The sequence below is a fragment of the Pontibacter sp. E15-1 genome (assembly GCF_022601975.1).
In the GTDB taxonomy this organism is placed as follows: domain Bacteria; phylum Bacteroidota; class Bacteroidia; order Cytophagales; family Hymenobacteraceae; genus Pontibacter.
In genome coordinates, this window is record NZ_JAKVIR010000009.1 from 151,751 (window position 1) to 168,675 (window position 16,925).

Sequence of the window (16,925 nt, forward strand, 5' to 3'; positions counted from 1 at the left end):
GCCTTCCTGCCCCTTCTCTTTTCCAAATGCAAGCTCGCACCAGCGACGGTGAGTCATTCATATAAGTGCTGGCCCTTAAAACTCATGCAGGCGCTGCGGAATGTTCCAGCGGAAGGCGAAGGACGTGAAGTAGGTGTTGCTGTCGAAGGTGTTGATCTCCGCATCAGCGCGGCGCACCACCTGCTTCAGGTCCAGGAACACGTTGTGGCGAAGCTGGAACGAGGCCGTCAGGTCCAGGTATACCTGGTTGGTGGCCACGCCCTGCGCGATCTCGTTGCCGTAATCAGACACGCGGCTGGTGTAAGGGAGCAGCACGTTGCCGCCATAGTTGAGCGTGTCGGTGTCCTGGCCATAGCGGGTGGCAATGGCTTTGGCCGTCAGGTTGAGGCGGGGGATAGGCTGGTAGCGCACAATTCCGATCAGCTCGTACAGGTTGGCCCCGATAGGGTGCGCCAGCGGCTGGTTGTAGTGCTGGTAATTGGTATAAATGTCCTTGTGCTGGTAGGTATAAGGCCGGATGAGGTTCACCTCGCCCTGCAGGTCCAGGTTGCTCAAGCCGAAGGCGTCGATGTATTTCGCCCCGACCTGGCCCGCCTGCTTGTTGCCCCACCAACCGTCGCTGGCCTTCACCTCCTTCAGCAGAAACTCATCCAGCATCAGCTGGCCGTATACCTGCACGCGGTTGCGAATGTTCCAGCGGAAGTCGGCCCCCAGCATGGCGTTGTCGTCGCTGCCGAGCGCCTGCTCGATGCTGCGGTAAAAAATGATCGGGTTGAGGTACTGCAGCTCGAATTTGCCTTTGCCGCGGGAGAAAACCACCTGCTCAAACAGGCCCACGTTGATGTTGTCGGTGATGTTGATGCCCAGGCGGTGCAGGGCCATATACTTTTTGGGAAGCAGTTGGTCGTTGCGGCGCCTCGACTCCGCGATCAGCTCCTGGAACAGGTTCATGTAGTGCAGCTTCCAGACGCGCGTGTTCAGCTTCAGGAAGAAGGCCGGCGGGGCGTAGTCGGAGTAAACGAGGGAGCGGTAGCCGTCGCCGATCACATGGCGGTCGTGGCCCAGCTGTATCTCCACGTGGTCGCTCAGGGCGTAGTTGAGGTACCCGCGCGCCGTGATAAAATCATACCCATCCTCCTTAAACTGCTTCCAGTACACCTCGTGCGGCACCACGTCGTCGCGCTCAATGCGGTCGACGACGTAGCCCGGGAAGCGCGCCTGGTTCTCGCCGATGAAGGCGTAGTAGCCGAAGCGCCCGTCGATGGAGCCCTCTACCTGCACCCCGCGCGTGTTCACGTAGCGCACGCCGTCTGTCTGGTTGTCCAGGCCCACTTCCAGGTGCAGCACCGGGTTCACGCGCAGCGTAAAGTTGTCGTTCCGGAAATGGTAGAGGTCGGTTGTGTTCTGGTAGAAATGCCGCAGGAAAGGGCGCTGGCTTTTGTTATTGTCCTGATTGGTATAGCTCCAGTTGTCGTTGAGCAGGTACTGGGCGTTAAACTGGTCTACGGCCGTGCGGGCGTTGCGGGCGCTGATCTCGGCCAGGTCGGCCACATCGGCGCGGCCATAGGGCTGCACGGCGGTTTGCAGCTGCGGCACCTGGTCGCCGTACTTTATCTGGTAGCGGTCTATCCAGTGGTATACGTCAGGGCTATAGGGCACATACACATCCTGCGCCTGCACCGCGGAACCGGCGGTAACAAGCAGGCTCAGCGCACAAAGTACACGTCTCATGGGCATCAGCAATTAGAGCGAAATCAAGTTAAGAATGTGCGAATGTACTCTTTTGCAGCCTGAATGTTCCGGAAAGCAGCGCGAATTTTATACTTTAGCGGGAACATCCATTCCAAAACCACCCGATGCTGCGTTACCTGCCCCACCAGCAGATAGACCCGATTGCCTGGGACGCCTGCCTGCAGGCGTCGGGGGAGCGGATGCTGTATGGCTTCGCGTGGTATCTGGATGCTGTGTGCGGCCGCTGGGATGCGGTGGTGGAGGAACGGGAGGGGCGCTACGTGTCGGTGTTTCCGTTGCCGCTGAGCAGGCGCTTTGGGCAGCGCGTGGTGCAGCAGCCCTATTTCACGCAGCAGCTGGGCCTGTTCACCACGCCCGAAAGCTCCATCCGCGCTGTGGCAGACTATCTGGCGCTCATCCCGGAAAGGTATAAACAGGTATACCTCCAACTGAACACGGGCAATGTAGCAGCTGCCGGAAACGGGTTTGGCCTACAGGAGCGGCATACCTATCACCTCTGTTTGCAGCCACCTTACCAGCAGCTACACCAGGCCTATAGCACCAACCACAAACGCAACCTGAAGAAGGCCCGGAAAGCCAACCTGCAGGTTCTTGCCCTCGATGGTATCGATGTGCTCATCCAACTCTTTAAAAACACAAAGGGCAGGGAGCTGCGCGAGATGAAACCCAAGCACTATACCCTGCTGGAGCGCCTGTACAGTGCCCTGCGGCGGCACGGGGTGGCAGAGCTGCGGCAGGTAGTGGGGCCAGACGGCGAGGTACGGGCGGCGGCCCTGCTGGTGCAGCAGCCCGATAAAGTCATCTTCCTTTTCGGGGCGTCTTCGGAGGCGGGGAAGCGAAGCGGGGCAATGGCCTTTCTGCTGGATTCCTGCATCCGGCGGTATGCCGGCACTGCCCGCACCCTCGACTTTGAGGGGAGCATGGTGCCATCGGTGGCGAAATTTTACGCGGGCTTTGGTGGAACGCCGCAGCCATACGTATCTTTAGCACGACATTATACTCCCTGGTACCTCTCATGGAAAAAAGTAAGCTTCACATCCTGACCGACACGCCCTCGCTGGCAAATCATTTTATTGCCGAGCTGCGCGATGTGCACGTGCATGGCGACAGCATGCGCTTCCGCCGGAACCTGGAGCGGCTGGGGGAGTTGCTGGCCTACGAGATATCAAAAACGCTGCCGTATACCCCTGCCACGCTCACGACGCCGCTGGCCGACACGCAGGCGATGCTGCTGGCCGAGCAGCCGGTGCTGGCCACCATTCTGCGGGCCGGGCTGCCGCTTTACAACGGCATGCTGCATTATTTTGATAAGGCCTACAGCACGTTTGTGGGCGCTTATCGGGTAGAGGAGGAGAACACCGCCCTGGAAATAAACATGGATTACCTCGCCTCCACCAACCTGCACGACAAAATCCTGATTCTGGCGGACCCGATGCTGGCCACGGGCCGCTCGCTGGTAAAGGCGTATAAGGGGATGCTGCGCCACGGAGAGCCCAAGCAGGTACACATTGCCGCCGCCATTGCCGCCCCCGAAGGCCTGGCGCACGTGCAACAGGAAATGCCGGAGGCCATTATCTGGCTCGGCGCCCTCGACGACCATCTGAATGGGCGCTCCTACATCGTGCCTGGCCTCGGCGACGCCGGCGACCTTGCCTTCGGCCCGAAGGTATAGCTGAACTAATAGCCGAAGCGGCCTGTTACACGGGAGCCTTCTGCCAGGCGCTCATTCTTCTGTTAAGCCAGTTATTTTATTGGTATTGTCATAAATCATGCAAGTGCCGACTGCGTATATACTAAGCTGGAGGTTACTGTTTACAATAGCATACAATTTTAAATCATGTTTGTGGAAGTGATAAAATATCTGTCGGTCTACCTGATCAGCATGGTGAAGTTTTTCGGAGGGCCGGTTACAGGTATTTCGCTCGGCCTGTCTTACATCGAGACGGTGCTGCTGACGATGGCAGGCATGATGACGAGCGTCGTGATTTTCTCTCTGATCGGTAACGTGGCCTCCCAGTGGCTGTCTCGCCGGCGCAAGTCGCGACAGAAACCCATATTTTGTGCAAAGAACCGCCGTATTGTGCGGGTCTGGAAACGTTTCGGCGTTTCGGGGGTAGCCTTCCTCACACCAATCCTGCTCACGCCTATATTCGGAACCATTGTAGCCGCTTTGCTGGGCGCTCCCCGGCGGCACATCTATATGCATATGCTCTGGAGCTCGCTGTTCTGGAGCCTGACCCTTACCTTTATGGTGTTTGAGTTCGGGCATCTGGCCTCCAGGTTCTTTTAGCGAGACAGACTATTTATACATGAAAAAAGGAAGCTGTACAGCTTCCTTTTTTCATGTATATCCCTGTATGGTATGGTACTCTGATGAGAACAAACCTTACTTCCGCTTGCTGCCTTTCTTCTTGGTCTTCTGCCAGAAAGAGGCCTTTGGGTCGCCTTTGCTTTTCTTCGGCTTGCCCTTCGGTATCCCTTTTTTCTCATGGAAAGCGCCCTTGAAGTCCGGGTTGTCCTGGCGTTTCTGGTGGTCGATGGCCTTCGCGATCTCCTGCTGCTCCTCAAATGGCGTTTTAAACACTTCCACCGTCGTTGGCATCGGCAACTGCGGGATCTGCATCCGGATCAGTTTTTCTATTTTGCGGATGTGGTACATCTCCGCCTCGTTAGCTAAGGTGATGGCGGCGCCCTCCTGCTCGGCCCGGCCCGTGCGCCCGATGCGGTGCACATAGTCCTCGTACACAAACGGCACGTCAAAGTTAATCACGTGGCTCACCATGGTCACGTCGATGCCGCGGGCAGCCACATCGGTAGCCACCAGAAATCGGATATCGCCGCCTTTAAAGGCCTCCATCGAGTTGATGCGGGTGTTCTGGCCCTTGTTGCCATGTATGGCCCGCACCTCGCCGTACTCGCGGTGCTCCAGAAACTTCGACACGCTCTCCGCGTTTTTCTTGCTTCGGGTGAAGATGATGACGCGGTTCAGACTCTCGGCGTCCTGTATTAGGTGCTCCAGCAGCTCAATTTTGGTGCGGAGGTTGGGTACTTGATATAACACCTGGCTCACTTTGTCCACGGTGGTAGCCTGCGGCGTTACCTCAACCCGCGTCGGGAACTCTAGAAACTCCTCCGACAGTTCCACTACCTTCTCAGGCATGGTGGCAGAGAACAAAAGGTTCTGGCGCTTGCGCGGAATCACCTCAAGTAGCTGGCGGATCTGCGGCATAAAGCCCATGTCCATCATCTTGTCTGCCTCGTCCAGTATCAGCGTCTTCAGGTCTTTCAGGATCAAGTCGCCTTTCAGGTAGAGTTCCATGAGGCGCTTGGGCGTGGCTACCAGTATGTCGATGCCCTTGCCGATGTTCTCGATCTGCGTTTTAGGGCCAAGTCCGCCGTAGATGGCGGTATGGCGCAGGTCGGTATACCTGGCCAGCAGGGTAATGTGTTCCTCTATCTGCATCACCAGCTCGCGGGTAGGCGCAATAATGAGCGCGCGCGGGTGCTGGCCCTGTGCATACTTCACCTTCATGAGCAGCGGCAACAGGAAAGCAGCGGTTTTGCCGGTACCGGTCTGGGCGATGCCCAAAATATCCTGACCTGCCATAACAAGGGGTATGGCTTGCAGCTGGATGGGTGTGGGCTTGGTATAGCCGGCTTCTTCAATGGCGTTCAGCAACTGTTTGTTCAGCTTAAAATCCTCGAACGTGGTTATTTCTTTCTCTGCTTCTTCGGCCATGGGAATCAAAATTATACTTCGTGTTGATCTACAAAAGTACGGCTTTTTTGTGGTTGCGGGATAACTCTCGGGTTATAGGGCAGTAAAAGAGCCCTATAACCCTTATATTAGCCGCTGTATAATCGGCATAACACGTGCTGAAGTGGCTTAGACAAATACATTCTATGAAATCCATCCTGATCAAAAACGCGCAACTTGTAAACGAAGGAAGTATCACCACGGCCGATGTGCTGGTAAAAGACGGTCGCATTGCGCAGATAGGGCAGGGCCTCACCGCCGAGGCCGACGAAACCATCGACGCGACTGGCCTGCACCTGCTGCCCGGCGTGATCGATGACCAGGTGCATTTCCGGGAGCCGGGCCTGACGCACAAGGCAAACATAGAAACAGAAGCCCGCGCGGGCGTGGCGGGCGGCACCACCTCCTTTATGGAGATGCCCAACACCGTGCCGAACGCCACCACGCAGGAGCTGCTTCAGGACAAGTATGACATCGCCGCAGAAACCTCGCTCGCCAATTACTCCTTCTATATGGGGGCCACCAACGATAACCTGGCCGAGGTGATGCTCACCAACCCGAACACCGTTTGCGGCATCAAGATTTTTATGGGCTCCTCCACGGGCAACATGTTGGTGGACAACGAGGAAACGCTGGAGCAGATTTTCTCCAGGGCAAAACTGCCGATTGCCGTGCACTGCGAGGACGAGCAAACCATCCGCGACAACATGGCTATTTATGAGGAGAAGTACGGAGAGGATATTCCCATAAAGTGCCACCCGGAGATTCGGAACGAGGCGGCTTGCTTCAAGTCGTCTTTTATGGCCGTGAAACTGGCCGAGAAACATAACACGCGCTTGCACATCCTGCACATCTCCACCGAAGAAGAGCTGAAACTGTTCCGCAACGACATCCCGCTGGCGGAGAAGCGCATCACGGCGGAGCTTTGCGTGCATCACATGTGGTTCGACAAGGACGATTACGATAAATACGGAACACTAATAAAGTGTAACCCGGCCATAAAAGAGCATCGCCACAAAGAAGGTCTGCTGAAAGGCCTTCTGGAAGACAAATTGGATGTGATCGCCACGGACCATGCCCCGCATACCTGGGACGAGAAGCAGGGCAAGTATAAAAAAGCGCCGTCTGGGGTGCCGCTGATCCAGCATTCGCTGCAAATGATGCTGGAGTTTGTAAAGCAGGGCAAGCTGACACTGGAGAAGGTGGTAGAGAAAATGGCGCACGCGCCAGCCATCCTGTTCAACGTGCGCGAGCGCGGCTATATCCGGGAGGGTTACTGGGCCGACCTGGTGCTGGTGGACCTGAACAAGCCCTATACCGTGACCAAAGAGAATACTTATTACAAGTGCAACTGGTCGCCGTTTGAGGGCCATACCTTCAGCAGCAGCATTACCCATACCATCGTATCCGGGCATCTGGCTTTTGCAAACGGTGCTTTCGACGAAAGCAAAAAAGGGGAGAGAATGCTTTTTGACAGGTAAGGTGGAAGCCTAAACTTCTTGCCAGTTTGTCAAACGCAGTCTGCTGTTGCTGCTGTTTCGGATTTCTAAATCCGAAATTTTTCCTGAAGCGGATTTCCTAATCCGCGTTTGCAGGACCACGGGGATTAGGAAATCCCCACCAGAAAGCTTCCGGGCTAAGAAGCCCGGAAGAGCAGTGTAGAGACGCATCTGCCAAAATGGACTATGGCGCTGTTCCCATTGCTTGCAGCAGAACTGGTCTATATCCTAAGCTGTTACCTTAAATCCCATGCGCGGCTAAGAAAATTTTGACCAAATATGCGTCAGGGTATTGCATTGTACGGTTTCATCCGTATATTTGCACACTCAAACGAGAATACGGTGGTTGTAGCTCAGTCGGTTAGAGCACCAGATTGTGATTCTGGGGGTCGTGGGTTCGAGCCCCATCTTCCACCCCAAGCCCTTGAAGCAAACCTTCAAGGGCTTTTTGTTTTAGGTTGATTGTTAAAGGATTGCAACGTTTAAGAGTTGGCAGGTATAAAAGCCAATACCTTTTCTTGCACCTTTCATTATTCAGTCATTCAAAATTCAGTCATTCAAAATTTAAAAATATGAGCTTAACAGTAGTCGGTTCGATGGCGTTTGACGCGCTGGAAACCCCCTTCGGGAAAACAGATAAAATTGTAGGCGGTGCGGCAACCTATATCTCTTTGTCGGCTTCTTATTTTGTAAAGCCTGTAAACGTGGTGTCTGTGGTAGGCGGCGACTTCGACCAGGACCATATCCAGCTGATGCACCAGCTCGACATCAACACCGAGGGCGTGCAGGTGAAAGAGAACGAGAAGTCTTTCTTCTGGTCTGGCCGCTACTTTAACGACATGAACAGCCGCGAAACACTGGTGACGGAGCTGAATGTGCTGGGCGATTTCGACCCGATCATTCCGGCAAGCTACCAGGGATGCGAGTACCTGATGCTGGGCAATTTGGCCCCACAGGTGCAGCGCACCGTGATCGAGCGCCTGACTGAGCGCCCGAAGCTGGTGGTGATGGACACCATGAACTTCTGGATGGACATTGCCCTGGACGAGCTGAAGCAGACCCTGAAGCTGGTGGATGTGCTGTCGATCAACGATGAGGAGGCACGCCAGCTAAGCGGTGAATATTCTTTGGTGAAAGCCGCCAAGGTGATCATGGAAATGGGGCCGCAGTGCCTGATCATCAAAAAAGGAGAGCACGGCGCCCTGCTGTTCCATGAGGAGAAGGTGTTCTTCGCGCCAGCGTTGCCACTGGAGGAAGTGTTTGACCCAACCGGCGCCGGCGATACGTTTGCGGGCGGTTTTATCGGTTACCTTGCCAGCACCGGCGACACCAGCTTCGACAACATGAAACGCGCCGTGATCTATGGCTCTGCGCTGGCATCGTTCTGCGTGGAGAAATTCGGGACGGAGCGCCTGAAAACCCTGACACAAGATGAGATCGAGAACCGCGTACAGCAGTTTGTGAACCTGGTGCAATTTGACGCTGAGCTGCGCTAAATCAGCAGTAGGAAACGGTATAATGGAAAGGGAGGCTTCGGCTTCCCTTTTTTGTTTTGCGGGAATCGCTGGCTCGTTCGGATGGGGGTATAAGTGCCCTGGTTTCAGCCTCTGCACCCGCATGGTATATATAAAAATTTGAATTCTGAATGCCTGAGTTTTTCTAAAATGAATTGCACTGAATTGTAACAAAAACAAGTCGAGCAAGGTAAAACTACCTATAAACTAATGAGGAGATTGGATTATGAGCATCAAGAACAAAGACAGCAAGGACATAGATGAATTAAGCAAGAATAACCCTAACGAGGTGGACCCTAAAAAGCCTATGGGCAATATCGATGATAACCCGCCTCGCAATGTGCTAAATGATAGCGATACCAAAGTTCAGAACCCGAATCGCAACTTAGCGAAGGGTGGCAACAACACGCCGAACGACAAATAGCACCACTACCACACACAGAATAAAAGCTATGAAAACGAAAAGGGAAGGGGACCGATCAGGTCCTTTTCCCTTTTTTGTTATGCCCGGGGGTGTGGCGAAGGTGGTAAATCCTTATCTTTCGTTTCGTCCATTCACCATTGCATGTACCAAACCAACATCTGTATACTGGGGGCAGGCCCGGGCGGCGCAACGGCCGCGCTGCACCTGGCCAACAAAGGCATTCCATCCCTTCTGATCGACAAGGCCACTTTCCCGCGCGACAAAGTGTGCGGCGATGCCCTGAGCGGCAAGGTGGTGAATGAGCTACGCCGCATTTCCCCGGACCTGCCCGCGCTGTTTAGCCAGCACGAGGAGCAGCTGCCTTCGTGGGGAATCCATTTCATATCGCCGGGAGGGCAGAAGCTGAGTGTGCCGTTTAAGTATAACTATACTCCCGAGCAAGACACGCCGGCAGGCTATATCTCCAAGCGCATCCATTTCGATAATTTCCTGGTAGACCAGGTGCGCCAACGCCCCGAAGTACAGCTGCTGGAAGGCATAGACATCGCCAAGCATGAGCGGCAGGCAGACGGCAGTTTTATCCTGTCGGGGAAAGGCGGGGAGCCGCTGGTGCACACGAAACTCCTGCTGGTGGCTAACGGGGCGCAGTCGGGGTTTACGCGCCATGTGGCGAAACTGGAGCAGGAACCAGCGCATTTCTGTGCGGGCCTGCGGGCCTATTATCAAAATGTGGCGGGGCTGGATAAGGATAACTTCATCGAGCTGCATTTTTTCAAAGACTTCCTTCCGGGCTACTTCTGGATCTTCCCGTTGCCAAACGGCCATGCCAATGTGGGGGTGGGCATGCTGAGCAGCGTTGTGCGCAAGAAGAAAGTGAACCTGAAGAAAGAGATGCTGCGGATGATCGAAACGCACCCTGAACTGCAGCAGCGCTTTGCCAACGCCGAGTTGGTTGACGACATTAAAGGGTATGGCCTACCGCTGGGCTCAAAGAAAAGAAGCATCTCCGGCGATAATTACATGCTGCTGGGCGATGCCGGAGCCCTGATCGACCCGTTTACCGGCGAGGGCATCAGCAATGCCATGATCAGTGGCCGTTGGGCAGCCGAGCAGGCGGCGCAGTGCCTGCAACAGGAGAACTTCTCCGCAGCTTTCCTGAAGGGGTATGACGCTGCCGTGTATAACCGCCTCTGGAAAGAGCTGAAGCTGAGCCGGAAAATGCAGCAGTTGCTGGACTATCCGTGGCTCTTTAACCAGATTGCCTCCAAAGCATCTAAAAACAAGGCCCTCGCCGAAACCATCTCCTGCATGTTCAACGACCTCGACCTCCGCGAGCGCCTCAAACAGCCGTCGTTTTACTTCAAACTGCTTTTTAATTAGAGACACAAGACATTAACTAGAGACACAAGATATTAGACACAAGACGTTAGATTTTTTTTTATTTCGATTACTCTTGAGGGAAGAGCTGAAGCGAGACTGCGCAGCTGTGAGAAATCTGGAAGAATGTCCTAGGTATAAAATCACTCAGATTTCCCGAGGGGCGAGATGACAGTATAATTATGAAAGTCTTGTGTCTAACGTCTACAATCTAGCGTCCTTTTAAAAAAATCTAACGTCCTTCTCTAAAACTCTTGCTTCAGCCAAAGCTGGAAATTCTGTTTCTGGGCTGCTGTGGCATCGGGTCGCTTCCCGATCGAGTATTTGTTGTAATGGCTTTTGCCATCTGCTTGCAGGGTGACGGTGCGCAGCTTTTTCTCCCGGAACAGCGTGAGTTCTACTGCCTCGGGCCGGAGCATAAGCAGTTGCTGCAGGTTGTTCTCCAGTTTGCGGTCGTTCAGGGCTATTAGCTCATCGTCTATACGCAGCAGTTGGCTGGCCGGAGCGTCCGGGGCCACCGCTGTTACTTTGGTGGGTTGGTCCTGGGAAATCTTAAAGCCATACCTGCCTTCGTACAGCAATGGGTTTTCCTGCTTCTGCAGGGTGCAGCCCACAAAGTGCAGGGCTTCGTCCAATGCGGGCTCCAAGGGTGCGGTACCATTAATATAGTCATCGAAGTAGGTTTGGAACGATTGCCCAGCCACCTCATCCACCAGTTGGGCATAGTCCTGCTCGGTATACCCGATTCCTTTCTTGCCAAATTTCTCCCACATGTTGCGCATCACCGTGTCCAGCGAAGCGCTGTTGTTGGTTGCCTCGCGCAGTTGCAGGTCCAGGAGCAGGGCCGTGAGCGCGCCTTTGACGTAGATGGATACCTTTCGGTCCGGTATGCCGGGCTTATACCCATCCAGCCAAAGGTCGAAAGAAGAGTCGGCGACGGAGAGATGGTGGCGGCCATGGTCTGCGTAATAGCGCTGCAGCGTGGTGCTCAGTTCTGCAAAGTATGCTTCAGTGGTGAAGAACCCACTTCGGGCAAGCATATAGTCGCCGTAATAGGTCGTGATTCCCTCGGCCACATACCCCGTCCGGAAGTAGTTTTCCTGTGCAAAGTCATACGGCTGCATCTCTTTGGGGCGTATCTTCTTGATGTTCCAGGTATGGAACAGCTCATGCGAACTAACCCCGATAAACTCTTTGTACAGGCTCGGTTGCATCAGCAGTTCGCCCGGCCCCAGCGTGATGACAGTGGAGTGGCTGTGTTCCACGCCGTGGAAGAAGCGGTAGGGCAGTATCTCGTTCAGGTAGTGGTACTCCGGCACCGGGAAGTCTCCGAATACCTCCAGTTGCTCACTGGTGAAGCCGGCAAAGTCCTGCGCTATCTTTTCCCAGTCCGGTTGGCAGTCGCCTTGCAGCCATACATGAAAGGGAATGCCAGCCACCTCAACCGTTTGCTTCTGCAGGCTGCCGCTGGCGATAAACGGACTGTCGGCCAGGGCGTCAAAATTGTCGGCTTCCAGCACGTGCTTCTCCTTTTGGGGCAGGCCGCAGGCGATGGTCCAGTGTCGGGGTATGGCTAGCTGCATTAGGCAGGGCTCCAGTTCGCGCCCCTCCACGGCCATCAGGCAGTTGATGGGGTTGAGGTATAACTGCTCCTCGTCCAGCCACGAGCCGCCGGCATCCATCTGCCGCACAAAAAAGCTGTAGCGGATTTCCACGGTTTCGGCATCCTTTGCCTGCACCAGCCACCTGTCTTTGGTTACCTTCCGGATCGGGAGCGGCTGGCCGTTGGCATTGGCGGTGACATCGCGCAGTTTCTGGGCAAAGTGCTGCAACTCGTAGCGGCCGGGGCGCCAGGCGGGCAGCTGCAGGTATAGCTCGGGTTCCGTGTTATAGGGTATGGTAATCGTGATGTCGACAAAGTGCGTGAGCGGGTTGCTGAAGGAAATGCGGTAGTTTATCATGCCGGAGAGGTGCGTTGAATCAATTAAATTGTATGCTTTAACCCCCGTGACGCGTGCAGGAGGGCAATTGATGGAGTTTTTTGCAGAATGTTAGCCAATAGGATTGCTAATTTACAAAAGGTTCCCTAATTTTGCAGGCCATAATAAAACCATTGGCAGACGATGAAAAGAACATTCCAGCCTTCTCAGAGAAAAAGAAGAAACAAGCACGGTTTCAGATCAAGAATGGAGACCGCTAACGGTAGAAGAGTATTGGCCAGCAGAAGAGCCAAAGGCAGAAAGAGAATATCTGTTTCTGACGAAAAAAGACATAAGGCGGCTTAATTCCTAACAAGGGATAGCTGCGCTAATTGTCGTTTCCGCTGATGCAGATGCCAGCTGACGAGCCTCAAGCAGAGCAGCCGTTTTCTCATACATTTTCGAAAGAAGAACGCTTGTGTAGTAAGCGCCTCATCGCGCTACTGTTCAGCAAGGGTTCTTCTTTTAATTTGTATCCGTTGCGCTTCGTGTATCACACGCCGCAAGATGCGCCGCCTGCCCAAACGCAGGTGCTCATTTCTGTATCCAAGCGCTATTTTAAGCGCGCCACCGATCGTAACCGCCTCAAGCGGCAAATACGGGAGGCGTATCGCCTAAACAAGCAAGTGCTTTGCCAAAACCCGGCGCAGGCCCCCCATCTGCTGGGCATCCTTTATATTGGCAAAGAAAAAAAACCCTTTGATTCTATCCAGAAAAAACTAATTTCAGGTTTGGAGCGTTGTTTGACTAAGTAGTCTTGCTGCGGCCCACCTAACCCTGAAATTATGTATAAGAAGTCTATAGCCGGCCTCCTGATCGGCATGCTGGCCTTAGGCCTGTTTTCCTTTAAGACAGAGTCTGAGCGCTACTTCGAAATTGCCAAAAACCTCGATGTTTTCGCCACGCTATTCAAAGAGGTAAACACCTACTACGTGGACGATGTGCCCCCGGCGCAAATGATGCGTTCCGGTATAGACGCGATGCTCAGGTCGCTCGACCCCTACACCAACTACATTCCTGAAGACGACATAGAGGACTTCCGCACCATGACCACCGGGCAGTATGGCGGCATTGGCGCGATCATCGGCAATCGAAACGGAAAGGTGGTGGTGCAGATGCCATACGAGAACTCGCCGGCGCAAAAGGCGGGACTTGTAATCGGCGACGAGATTCTGAAGGTGGATGGCGTGGCCGTTTCCGGCAAGTCTACCTCGGATGTGAGCAAACTGCTGAAAGGGCAGGCCAACTCGCCCCTTAAACTGGAGGTTCGCAGCTATGGCCAGTCGAAGTCCCGGTCAGTAGAGATCACCCGCTCCAACATCATGGTCGACAATGTGCCCTATTATGGTATGGTGGACGATAAGATCGGGTATTTCCAACTCTCCGGCTTCACCGTGGACGCCTCGAAAGAAGTAAGGGCGGCTGTGCAGAAGCTGAAGGAGATGGGTGCCCAGAAAATCATTTTCGACCTGCGCGACAACCCCGGTGGCTTGCTGCACGAAGCCGTGAACATCTCGAACGTGTTTGTGGATAGGGGAAAAGACATTGTGAGCACCAAGGGCAAAGTGACTGAGTGGAACAAGACCTACAAGTCGCTGGATGAGCCGTTGGACAAAGAAATGCCCCTCGTGATTCTGACCAGCTCGCGCAGCGCCTCGGCCTCAGAGATTGTGGCCGGCGTAATGCAGGATTACGACCGTGCCGTGCTGGTAGGGGAGCGCACTTTTGGCAAAGGGCTCGTGCAGGCCACGCGCCCGCTTTCCTATAACTCCCAACTCAAAGTAACCACAGCCAAGTACTATATCCCGAGCGGACGCTGCATCCAGGCAATAGATTACGCGCACCGCAACGAGGACGGCAGTGTGGGCAAGATCCCGGATTCTTTGCGCGTCGCTTTTAAAACCGCAAACGGACGGGTGGTGTACGATGGCGGCGGTGTGAGCCCCGATGTAACTGTAGAAAGACAGGAGTATGCTGACATTACGCGAGCTATTGCCGCAAAAGGGCATTTCTTTGAGTATGCCAACAAGTATAAGGCGGAGCATCCCACCATTCCGGCAGCAACCAAGTTCGAGCTCACTGACGATGAGTACCAAACGTTCGTCACTTTCCTGGCCAACAAAGACGTATCCTACAGCACAGGTATAGAAAGTGAGCTGGAGGACGTGGCGGAACGTGCCAAGGAGGGCAAGCACTACGACGACATCAAGGCAGAGCTCGAAGCGATTAAGAAAAAGGTTTCGCACAACAAGGCAAACGATATGGGGCGCTTTAAGCCAGAAATCAGGGAAGTGCTGGAGGCCGAGATCGCCTCGCGCTACTACCTGCAGAAAGGCTATGTAGAGGCCACCTTCGATGATGACCCAACCATACTGGCCGCCAAGCAGGTGCTGAACGACCCGCAAAAATATAACGCCTATTTAAAAGCAAAATAGCAAAGGCAACAAGGCAAAAGAGGGTGATGCAGTTCCTGTGTCACCCTCTTTTGCTTTCAGGTCGGCTTCACCGATTGCTATTTTGCTTCCTTCCCGGTTTCCGCTAATTTTGTAGCGGACTTATTTATACCCTCATGCCGCTGTTACTTGCCCTCGAAACGTCTACCACCGTATGTTCCATCGCCTTGTTTAAAGGGCAGCTGCTGCTGGGTGCTTCCGAACTGCAAATAGAAAAGTCGCACTCCTCGCATATCACCGTCATGGTTTCGCAGTTGGTGGAGAACTGTGGCGCGACCTTGCAGGACCTCAGTGCTGTGGCCGTTTCCGGGGGGCCTGGCTCTTATACCGGCTTGCGCATCGGCACTTCCACGGCGAAGGGCCTGTGTTTTTCGCTGGATATTCCGTTACTGGAGGTGTCAACGCTGTATGGCCTAGCCTTGCAGGTGATCGCCGCTACGCCAAATCCGGAGCGGTACCTGTTCTGCCCGATGCTGGATGCGCGCCGCATGGAGGTTTATACCTGTTTGCTCAACAGCGAACTGCAGGAAGTGAGCCCCATTGAGCCCATCGTGCTCGATGCGCAGACCTTTGCAAACAAGTTAGCCACACAGCCGGTTATCTTTTTTGGAAGCGGGGCGCAGAAGTTCAGAGAACTGGTAGGTGGCAACCCGAACGCGCTGTTTGTGGATAATATCCTGCCCTCGGCAAAAACTATCGGGATGCTGGCCTTTAATAAGTATGTGCAAAAGACCTTTGAGGATGTGGCGTATTATGAACCCTTCTATTTAAAGGATGTTTATATAACAGGTGCAGGCAGAAAGCACTAGATAAAATTAAAACTATGTCGGAGTTAATAAATAAAGTAGCGCAAAGCGCGCTGGTTACCCTAAACCTGGAGGAACTGTTGCATCCAGGTGAGCGTGTGGTATATGACATAAAGGAAAACCTGTTCCACGGGCTCATTTTAAAGGAGAAAGACTTTCGGGCTTTTGTAAAGGAGAACGATTGGTCTGCATATGATGGCAAAAATGTGGCGATCATCTGCAGCGCCGATGCCATTGTGCCTACCTGGGCCTATATGCTGCTGGGCTCAAAACTGCAGAATCATGCGAACTACTATGTGTTCGGAGACCTGGAGGCCTTGGAGCAAGCCTTAATGCAAGAGGCCATCGCGAAGGTAGACCCCGAGGAATACCGCGATGCAAAAGTGGTGATAAAAGGCTGCGGCAGCATTCCTGTCCCTACCTACGCATATGTCGAGATTATGCGGAAGCTGCTCCCGGTTACCAGTAGCCTGATGTATGGGGAGCCATGTAGCACGGTACCGCTATATAAGAAGCCAAAAGCAGTATAAACAGCAAGAGGAGGAAGGTAGACTTTCTGCTCTTTCTGTTTAAGGGGGTATAGTATATAAGAGATATAAGAAGTAGCAAAGCGGATTCAGGGAATCTGTTTTTTTAGTTTATAAACGTGCCATGCTTATATGATCACAGTCAGCAAAAGGTTTAAAGCACATCTGAATCATTGCGAGCAGGTATGATTGTATAGCAATAGAAGCTTTTTCAAACAGTTTGGAATGCCCAACCGGGAGAGCTAAGGGGTGAAAAGCCTGTAGAGTTGAATCGGCCTCTAAAAATATTTAAGCCGTTTGATTCAGGAAATCAGCCACTTACTGCTTTCCCTGCCCTTTTCACTCAATTTATTTGCAGGCGCCGCTTGCAAGCCGGCGTTTTTCCCCTACTTTTGCATCCCGGTTCAGCAGGAACGTCGGGGATTGAGGGTGAGAGGAGGGGCAGGGAGCTTTAAAAATAACTTATCGCCTGCCGCTTGTTTGATCGGGAAAGGGGCTTACCTTTGCACCCCGCTACAGAAGGAAGCCCGCTTCGCAACACAGGGTTTACACCCTGATCGCCCCGAAAAAAACTTTCTTTTATTGCTTGCGGAAAGGGAAAAGGTTGTTACCTTTGCATCCCGCTTGGGAAAGAGAGACTATCAGGGCAAGAGGCGCTGAAAATAAAGTTGAGAAAACATTTGCAAACTGAGTGAGACATTCACTACCTTTGCAGCCCGCAAAAGAGCGAACGGCTCCGGCGGAAACACAACCACACTCCAGTATGGGTGTCAGACGAAGGAAGTAGTTCTTCGGCAAGTTCTTTGAGAGATTGATTGAGACAGAAATTTAAGGTAA

General features: G+C 53.6%; 15 protein-coding genes and 1 tRNA gene. 13 read left to right on the top strand and 3 right to left on the bottom strand.

Annotated features, from left to right (window positions below):
• Positions 1-75: 75 nt before the first annotated feature.
• A complete protein-coding gene (locus tag MKJ04_RS08210; RefSeq protein WP_241641107.1) occupies positions 76-1,731 on the bottom strand; it encodes a hypothetical protein in 1,656 nt (551 codons plus the stop codon).
• A gap of 125 nt (positions 1,732-1,856) precedes the next feature.
• Between MKJ04_RS08210 and MKJ04_RS08215 the strand changes: the two genes are divergently transcribed.
• From MKJ04_RS08215 to MKJ04_RS08225, 3 genes are all read left to right on the top strand, one after another.
• Positions 1,857-2,795 (top strand): GNAT family N-acetyltransferase, encoded by a 939-nt coding sequence (locus MKJ04_RS08215; RefSeq protein ID WP_241641108.1) that lies wholly within the window; start codon positions 1,857-1,859, stop codon positions 2,793-2,795.
• Positions 2,768-3,424, top strand: a complete 657-nt coding sequence (gene upp / locus MKJ04_RS08220; protein WP_241641109.1) for a uracil phosphoribosyltransferase — start codon at positions 2,768-2,770, stop codon at positions 3,422-3,424. Before MKJ04_RS08215 ends, upp begins: the two co-directional genes overlap by 28 nt.
• A 171-nt stretch (positions 3,425-3,595) precedes the next feature.
• Positions 3,596-4,042 (top strand): hypothetical protein, encoded by a 447-nt coding sequence (locus tag MKJ04_RS08225; protein ID WP_241641110.1) that lies wholly within the window; start codon positions 3,596-3,598, stop codon positions 4,040-4,042.
• A gap of 96 nt (positions 4,043-4,138) precedes the next feature.
• On the opposite strand, the gene MKJ04_RS08230 is transcribed toward MKJ04_RS08225, so the two are convergent.
• Positions 4,139-5,491, bottom strand: a complete 1,353-nt coding sequence (locus tag MKJ04_RS08230; protein WP_241641111.1) for a DEAD/DEAH box helicase — start codon at positions 5,489-5,491, stop codon at positions 4,139-4,141.
• 164 nt (positions 5,492-5,655) lie between these two features.
• Between MKJ04_RS08230 and MKJ04_RS08235 the strand changes: the two genes are divergently transcribed.
• From MKJ04_RS08235 to MKJ04_RS08255, 5 genes are all read left to right on the top strand, one after another.
• Positions 5,656-6,990 (top strand): dihydroorotase, encoded by a 1,335-nt coding sequence (locus MKJ04_RS08235; protein ID WP_241641112.1) that lies wholly within the window; start codon positions 5,656-5,658, stop codon positions 6,988-6,990.
• Between the two features lie 360 nt (positions 6,991-7,350).
• Positions 7,351-7,427: transfer RNA gene (locus MKJ04_RS08240), tRNA-His, on the top strand.
• A 153-nt stretch (positions 7,428-7,580) separates the two neighbouring features.
• The gene (locus MKJ04_RS08245; RefSeq protein WP_241641113.1) at positions 7,581-8,504 is read left to right on the top strand and encodes a PfkB family carbohydrate kinase; all 924 of its coding nucleotides are present in this window, start codon (positions 7,581-7,583) and stop codon (positions 8,502-8,504) included.
• Positions 8,505-8,748: 244 nt separating this feature from the next.
• Positions 8,749-8,946: a hypothetical protein gene (locus MKJ04_RS08250; RefSeq protein ID WP_241641114.1), complete on the top strand. Its 198-nt coding sequence runs from the start codon at positions 8,749-8,751 to the stop codon at positions 8,944-8,946.
• Between the two features lie 141 nt (positions 8,947-9,087).
• Positions 9,088-10,326 carry an NAD(P)/FAD-dependent oxidoreductase gene (locus MKJ04_RS08255; RefSeq protein ID WP_241641115.1) on the top strand — a complete coding sequence of 413 codons (1,239 nt, stop codon included), beginning with the start codon at positions 9,088-9,090 and terminating at the stop codon, positions 10,324-10,326.
• 242 nt (positions 10,327-10,568) lie between these two features.
• Here the strand turns inward: MKJ04_RS08255 and MKJ04_RS08260 are convergent, their stop codons facing one another.
• The gene (locus tag MKJ04_RS08260) at positions 10,569-12,284 is read right to left on the bottom strand and encodes a M61 family metallopeptidase (protein WP_241641116.1); all 1,716 of its coding nucleotides are present in this window, start codon (positions 12,282-12,284) and stop codon (positions 10,569-10,571) included.
• Between the two features lie 162 nt (positions 12,285-12,446).
• Here MKJ04_RS08260 and rpmH point away from each other — a divergent pair, with 162 nt between their 5' ends.
• The 5 genes from rpmH (at position 12,447) to MKJ04_RS08285 (ending at position 16,091) form a co-directional block, all read left to right on the top strand.
• On the top strand, positions 12,447-12,608 hold the full coding sequence (gene rpmH, locus MKJ04_RS08265) for a 50S ribosomal protein L34 (protein WP_115566561.1): 162 nt from the start codon (positions 12,447-12,449) through the stop codon (positions 12,606-12,608).
• 47 nt (positions 12,609-12,655) lie between these two features.
• Complete coding sequence (locus MKJ04_RS08270; protein WP_241641117.1) at positions 12,656-13,057, top strand: ribonuclease P protein component; 402 nt, start codon at positions 12,656-12,658, stop codon at positions 13,055-13,057.
• A gap of 30 nt (positions 13,058-13,087) precedes the next feature.
• Positions 13,088-14,737, top strand: a complete 1,650-nt coding sequence (locus MKJ04_RS08275) for a S41 family peptidase (protein ID WP_241641118.1) — start codon at positions 13,088-13,090, stop codon at positions 14,735-14,737.
• Between the two features lie 134 nt (positions 14,738-14,871).
• Positions 14,872-15,564 carry a tRNA (adenosine(37)-N6)-threonylcarbamoyltransferase complex dimerization subunit type 1 TsaB gene (tsaB, locus tag MKJ04_RS08280; protein ID WP_241641119.1) on the top strand — a complete coding sequence of 231 codons (693 nt, stop codon included), beginning with the start codon at positions 14,872-14,874 and terminating at the stop codon, positions 15,562-15,564.
• Positions 15,565-15,578: 14 nt separating this feature from the next.
• Positions 15,579-16,091: a DUF2480 family protein gene (locus tag MKJ04_RS08285; protein WP_241641120.1), complete on the top strand. Its 513-nt coding sequence runs from the start codon at positions 15,579-15,581 to the stop codon at positions 16,089-16,091.
• The last annotated feature ends 834 nt before the right edge of the window (positions 16,092-16,925 follow it).

Excerpts from the sequence above, each read along its gene's own strand:
- MKJ04_RS08255 (WP_241641115.1), top strand. The coding sequence starts at position 9,088 with ATGTACCAAACCAACATCTGTATACTGGGGGCAGGCCCGGGCGGCGCA.
- MKJ04_RS08275 (WP_241641118.1), top strand. The coding sequence starts at position 13,088 with ATGTATAAGAAGTCTATAGCCGGCCTCCTGATCGGCATGCTGGCCTTA.
- MKJ04_RS08260 (WP_241641116.1), bottom strand. The coding sequence starts at position 12,284 with ATGATAAACTACCGCATTTCCTTCAGCAACCCGCTCACGCACTTTGTC.
- MKJ04_RS08215 (WP_241641108.1), top strand. The coding sequence starts at position 1,857 with ATGCTGCGTTACCTGCCCCACCAGCAGATAGACCCGATTGCCTGGGAC.
- MKJ04_RS08285 (WP_241641120.1), top strand. The coding sequence starts at position 15,579 with ATGTCGGAGTTAATAAATAAAGTAGCGCAAAGCGCGCTGGTTACCCTA.
- upp (WP_241641109.1), top strand. The coding sequence starts at position 2,768 with ATGGAAAAAAGTAAGCTTCACATCCTGACCGACACGCCCTCGCTGGCA.
- tsaB (WP_241641119.1), top strand. The coding sequence starts at position 14,872 with ATGCCGCTGTTACTTGCCCTCGAAACGTCTACCACCGTATGTTCCATC.
- MKJ04_RS08250 (WP_241641114.1), top strand. The coding sequence starts at position 8,749 with ATGAGCATCAAGAACAAAGACAGCAAGGACATAGATGAATTAAGCAAG.
- rpmH (WP_115566561.1), top strand. The coding sequence starts at position 12,447 with ATGAAAAGAACATTCCAGCCTTCTCAGAGAAAAAGAAGAAACAAGCAC.
- MKJ04_RS08235 (WP_241641112.1), top strand. The coding sequence starts at position 5,656 with ATGAAATCCATCCTGATCAAAAACGCGCAACTTGTAAACGAAGGAAGT.
- MKJ04_RS08245 (WP_241641113.1), top strand. The coding sequence starts at position 7,581 with ATGAGCTTAACAGTAGTCGGTTCGATGGCGTTTGACGCGCTGGAAACC.
- MKJ04_RS08270 (WP_241641117.1), top strand. The coding sequence starts at position 12,656 with ATGCCAGCTGACGAGCCTCAAGCAGAGCAGCCGTTTTCTCATACATTT.
- MKJ04_RS08210 (WP_241641107.1), bottom strand. The coding sequence starts at position 1,731 with ATGAGACGTGTACTTTGTGCGCTGAGCCTGCTTGTTACCGCCGGTTCC.
- MKJ04_RS08230 (WP_241641111.1), bottom strand. The coding sequence starts at position 5,491 with ATGGCCGAAGAAGCAGAGAAAGAAATAACCACGTTCGAGGATTTTAAG.